The 5690-nt window shown below is 73.8% G+C and carries 3 protein-coding genes; all 3 read left to right on the plus strand.

Annotated features, from left to right (window positions below; all coding sequences use genetic code 11):
* Positions 1-1876 (plus strand): PD-(D/E)XK nuclease family protein (locus tag ACJA3G_RS28275; protein ID WP_406555873.1); only part of this gene is annotated, 1876 nt, incomplete at its 5' end.
* Positions 1877-1959: 83 nt separating this feature from the next.
* Positions 1960-2847, plus strand: coding sequence for a hypothetical protein (locus ACJA3G_RS28280; protein ID WP_406555874.1), 888 nt, complete (start codon positions 1960-1962; stop codon positions 2845-2847).
* Between the two features lie 81 nt (positions 2848-2928).
* On the plus strand, positions 2929-5690 hold a 2762-nt coding region (locus ACJA3G_RS28285), incomplete at its 3' end, for an ATP-dependent helicase (RefSeq protein WP_406555875.1).

Raw genomic sequence — 5690 nt, forward strand, 5'->3', positions numbered from 1 at the left:
CCCCTGGCTCGACCCCGAGACCGCCCTCGACCTGCTCACCTCGCCCCTCGGGGGCATGGACAGCGCCGACATCCGCCGGCTCGGCCGCGCGCTGCGCGACGAGGAGCGGGCCGCGGGCAACCGGGTGCCGCCGCCCTCCGACGTCCTCCTCGCGTGCGTGCTCGCCGAGCCGGAGCGGCTGGTCGCGCACGACCCCGCGTACGCCCGGGGCGCCCAGCGCCTGAGCGCGCTGCTGCGCAAGGCCCGCGAGCTCCTCCAGGGCGGCGGCACCGCGGCCGAGGCCCTGTGGGAGCTGTGGAGCGGCACCCCGTGGCCCCAGCGCCTCGAACGCGCCGCGCTGCGCGGCGGCACGGCGGGCCGCAACGCCCACCGCGACCTGGACGCCGTGTGCGCGCTGTTCGGCACCGCGGCGCGCGCCGAGGAGCGCACCGGCGGCCGGGGCGCGCTCAACTTCCTGGAGGAGGTCGACGCCCAGGACATCGCCGCCGACACCCTCACCCGCCGCGCCGTACGCCCCGACGCCGTACGCCTCATGACCGCGCACCGCTCCAAGGGCCTGGAGTGGTGCCTGGTCGTCGTCGCGGGCGTCCAGGAAGGCCTCTGGCCCGATCTGCGCCGCCGCGGCTCGCTCCTGGAGGCCGACCGCATCGGCCGCGACGGTCTCGCCGAACCGCTCACCCCCGGCGCCCTCCTGGCCGAGGAGCGCCGTCTCTTCTACGTCGCCGCCACCCGCGCGCGCGACCGGCTCGTCGTGACGGCGGTCAAGGCCCCGGCCGACGACGGCGACCAGCCCTCCCGCTTCCTCGCCGAACTCGGCGAGGAGCCGAAGGACGTCACCGGTCGGCCCCGCCGCCCGCTCGCCGTCGCCGCGCTGGTGGCGGAGCTGCGCGCGACCACCGTCGACCCCGAGGCGTCCGAGGCGCTGCGGGACGCCGCCGCCCGCCGCCTCGCCCGCCTCGCCGCCCTCACCGACGACGAGGGCCAGCCGCTGGTGCCCGCGGCCCACCCGTACCGCTGGTGGGGGTTGAACGAGCCGACGCGCTCCGCGGTTCCCCTGCGCGACCGCGATCACCCGGTCGTGCTCTCCGGCAGCGCGCTCGACCAACTCGCCAACACCTGTGCGCTCCAGTGGTTCCTGGGCCGCGAGGTGAAGGCCGACGCGCCCGCGACCGCCGCGCAGGGCTTCGGCAACGTGGTGCACGTACTGGCCGACGAGGTCGCCTCCGGGCGTACGCCCGCCGATCTGGCCGTGCTGATGGAGCGGCTGGACTCGGTGTGGGACGCGCTGGCCTTCGACGCGCCCTGGAAGTCGGAGCAGGAGAAGAACAACGCGCGCGTGGCGCTGGAACGGTTCCTGCGCTGGCACACCCTCGACCGGACGGGCCGCACCCCGGTGGCCACCGAGCACGACTTCGACGTGACCCTGGAGGCGGGCGACTACGAGGTCCGCATCCGCGGCTCCATGGACCGCGTGGAGCAGGACGAGGCGGGCCGCGCCTATGTCGTCGACTTCAAGACCGGCAAGCAGGCACCCACGGCGAACGAGGTGGCCGCCCATCCGCAGCTGGCGGTCTACCAGCTGGCGGTCGAGCGGGGCGCGGTCGACGAGGCGTTCGCGGGCGAGCGCCCCGCGCCCGGCGGCGCCGAGCTGGTCCATCTGCGCCAGCCCGCCCCCAAGAGGGAGGGCGGCGAGGCGTATCCGAAGGTCCAGACGCAGGAGCCGCCGACGGGGGAGTGGGTCGGCGACCTCCTCGCCACGGCCGCGGGCCGCGTCCTGGATGAGCACTTCACCCCGAGCCCGGGGCAGCACTGCACGAACTGCACCTTCCGTACGTCGTGTTCGGCCCTGCCCGAGGGGCGCCAGGTGCTGGAGTGACGTTTTGGAAGAGGGGGCCGCTGTACTGACAGGGACACCTCAGTCGCGTGATGTCTCCGCTCACCAGCCATGAGGAGAGACAGATGCGGGTCAGCCGGAATGTCCTGGTCGTCGCGGTGGTCGGTACGACCGCCGTCGCCGGCCTTGCCGGGTGCGGCAAGGAAGGTGACAACAGGGCCAAGGGCGTTTCCGTGGCCACGAAGCCGTCCCCGACGGCCTCGGCGACCCCCGCCGACCCGTTCGCGGGGATGACGCCCGACGCGATAGCCGAGAAGGCGGTCGGCGTGACGAAGGCGGCCAAGACCGTGAAGGTCGCCGGGGCGGGCGTCTCCGACGGTCAGCACATGAGCCTGGAGGTCACCGTCACCCGGCTGGGCAACTGCTCCGGCAGCGTGCATGTCAAGGACGGCACGGCCCGCATACTCAAGGCCGATCCCAAGGCCTACTACATGCAGGCCGACGAGAAGTTCTACCGGGCCATGGCCAAGGAGGACGGCACCCCCAAGAAGGAGGCCGACGCCATGGTCGAGCTCCTCAAGGGCCGCTGGATGAAGCTGCCGACGGAGGCACCCTCGAAGTCCCGGAAGCGCCACGGCAAGGGCTCCGACGACGACATGGGCCAGTTCTGTGTGCTCTCCGAGCTCGTCTCCGGAATGGACGACGACAAGAGCGACCGCACCGGGATGACGAAGGGCGCCGACACCGTCGTCGCCGGTGTGCCCGCCGTCACGCTCACCAAGAAGAAGAGCGACGGCTCCGCCGTGACGATGTACGTCGCCAAGCGCGGGCCGGCCCATCTGCTGAAGGTCGCCGAGACGGGCGGCACCGAGCCGGGCACGGTCACCTTCAGCGACTACGACAAGCCGGTGAGGATCACCGCTCCGCCCGGCGACCTGGTCATGGACCTGGAGAAGCTCGGGGCGGAGCCGGGCGGCGGCCCCGGCTCCCAGGAGACCGGCGGACAAGTCTGACGGCGGCGCCCCCCCCGGGGCCGCGTGAAGGTTTGACGGCGCCGCCCCCAGGGCGGACGGGGGCGCGCGCTCCCGGCGCGGATGCGGGGAGCGTCACACCGGCCCCGACGGGGACCACGGTTGTCAGTGGTCCCCGTTAGCCTCTCTGGGGTGCCCCTCCTCACCGACCCCGAGGAGCTCAAAGAGCTCCTCGGCATCCCGTTCACCCCGGAGCAGACGGCGTGCATCACCGCACCGCCCGCCCCGCAGGTCGTCGTGGCCGGCGCCGGGTCCGGGAAGACCACCGTGATGGCGGCCCGGGTGGTCTGGCTGGTCGGCACCGGGCAGGTCGCCCCCGAGCAGGTCCTCGGGCTGACCTTCACCAACAAGGCCGCGGGCGAGCTGGCCGAGCGGGTGCGCACGGCCCTGGTCCGGGCGGGCATCACCGACCCGGACGCGATCGACCCGGACAACCCTCCGGGCGAGCCGCGCATCTCGACGTACCACGCGTTCGCCGGACAGCTCCTGACCGACCACGGCCTGCGCATAGGGCTCGAACCCACCTCCCGGCTGCTCGCGGACGCCACCCGCTACCAGCTCGCCGCCCGTGTGCTGCGCGAGGCCCCGGGGCCGTACCCGGCGCTGACCAAGTCCTTCGCCTCCCTCGTCAGCGACCTGCTGGCGCTGGACGCGGAGCTGGCCGAGCACCTCGTACGTCCCGAGGAGCTGCGGGCGTACGACCGGGAGCTGCTTCGCGCCCTGGAGGGCGCGAAGCTCAGCAATGCCGATCTGCGCAAGGTGCCCGAAGCGGCCGAGGGACGACTGGAACTCCTCGACCTCAACGTGCGTTACCGGGATGCCAAGAAGTCCCGTGACCTGCTCGACTTCGGTGACCAGATCGCGCTCTCCGCCGAGCTCGCCCTCACCCGCCCCGAGGTCGGCCGGATCCTGCGCGACGAGTTCCGCGTCGTGCTGCTCGACGAGTACCAGGACACCTCGGTCGCCCAGCGCCGGCTGCTCGCCGCCCTGTTCGGCGAGGGGACCGGACACGCGGTGACCGCCGTGGGCGACCCCTGCCAGGCCATCTACGGCTGGCGTGGCGCCTCGGTGGCCAACCTCGACGACTTCCCCCGCCACTTCCCGTACGAGGACGGGCGCCCGGCCACCCGCCACTCGCTCAGCGAGAACCGCCGCAGCGGCGGCCGGCTGCTCGACCTGGCCAACTCGCTCGCCGCGCCGCTGCGCGCGATGCACGCGGGCGTGGAGGCGCTGCGCCCCGCCCCCGGCGCCGAGCGCGACGGCACGGTCCGTATCGCCCTGCTCGACACCCACCAGGAGGAGATCGACTGGCTCGCCGACTCCCTCGCCCATCTGGTGCGCACCGGCAAGGAACCCGGCGAGATCGCCGTCCTGTGCCGGACCGCGGGCGACTTCCCGCAGATCCAGGGCGCGCTGGTGGCGCGGGACATCCCCGTCGAGGTCGTCGGCCTCTCCGGACTGCTGCACCTGCCCGAGGTCGCCGACCTCGTGGCGGTCTGCGAGGTCCTCCAGGACCCGGGCGCCAACGCCTCCCTCGTCCGGGTCCTGACCGGCCCGCGCTGGCGCATCGGCCCCCGCGACCTCGCCCTGCTGGGCCGCCGCGCCCGCCGTCTCGTGCGGCGCGAGAAGGCCGGCTCGGACGACCCGGACCAGCGGCTCGCGGACGCCGTGGAGGGCGTCGACCCGGCCGAGGTGATCTCCCTGGCGGACGCGCTCGACACCTTCCTGGAGGCGGGCGACGACGAGGACGACGGGCTGCCGTTCTCGGCCGAGGCACGCGTGCGCTTCGCACGGCTCGCCGCCGAGCTGCGCGATCTGCGCCGCTCGCTCGCGGACTCGCTCATGGACGTACTGCACCGCGTCCTGAACACCACCGGCCTGGAGGTCGAACTCTCCGCCTCGCCGCACGCCCTGGCCGCGCGCCGCCGCGAGACCCTCGGCAACTTCCTCGACATAGCGGCCGGCTTCGCGGCCCTCGACGGCGAGGCCTCGCTCCTGGCCTTCCTCGGCTTCCTGCGCACCGCCGCCCAGTACGAGAAGGGCCTGGACAACGCCCTGCCCGGCGGCGAGAACACGGTCAAGGTGCTCACCGCCCACAAGTCCAAGGGACTGGAGTGGGACGTGGTCGCCGTCCCCGGTCTGGTCAACGGCGTCTTCCCCTCCACCCAGTCGCGGGAGGCCTGGACGGCCCAGGCCAAGGTCCTGCCGCACGCCCTGCGCGGCGACGCCCCGACCCTCCCGGCCACTCCGGAGTGGGACGCCAAGGGTCTCAAGGCCTTCAAGGAGGAGCTGAAGGAGCACCAGCACACGGAGGAACTGCGCCTGGGCTACGTGACGTTCACGCGCCCCCGCTCGCTGCTGCTCGGCTCGGGCCACTGGTGGGGCCCGAGCCAGAAGAAGCCGCGGGGCCCGTCGGAGTTCCTGCACGCGCTGTACGCCCACTGCGAGGCGGGGCACGGCGAGATCGAGGCCTGGGCCGACGCCCCGGCCGAGGACGCCGAGAACCCGGCCCTGGGCGAGTCCGCCGCCACGCACGCGTGGCCGCTCCCGCTCGACCCCACGTCCCTGGCGCGCCGGCGGGCGGCGGCGGAGACGGTCCTGGCCCACCTGGACGCGGAGGGCGGCGCGGGTACCGAAGAGCCGCACCACGCGCGCGAGGAGACGGACCTTCCGTACGTCCCCTACGAGGACGGGTCCGCCGACGACCCCTTCGACTTCGACCTCGACCTCCACCCCGACTTCGACACCTTCGACGAAGACGGCCCCTTCCCGCCGGACGAGCTCATGGACGAACCGGTGGACGGGGGGCTCGACGAGCCCCGGGA

Origin of the sequence: Streptomyces sp. YS-3 (assembly GCF_045257485.1) — a bacterium.
In the GTDB taxonomy this organism is placed as follows: Bacteria; Actinomycetota; Actinomycetes; order Streptomycetales; family Streptomycetaceae; genus Streptomyces.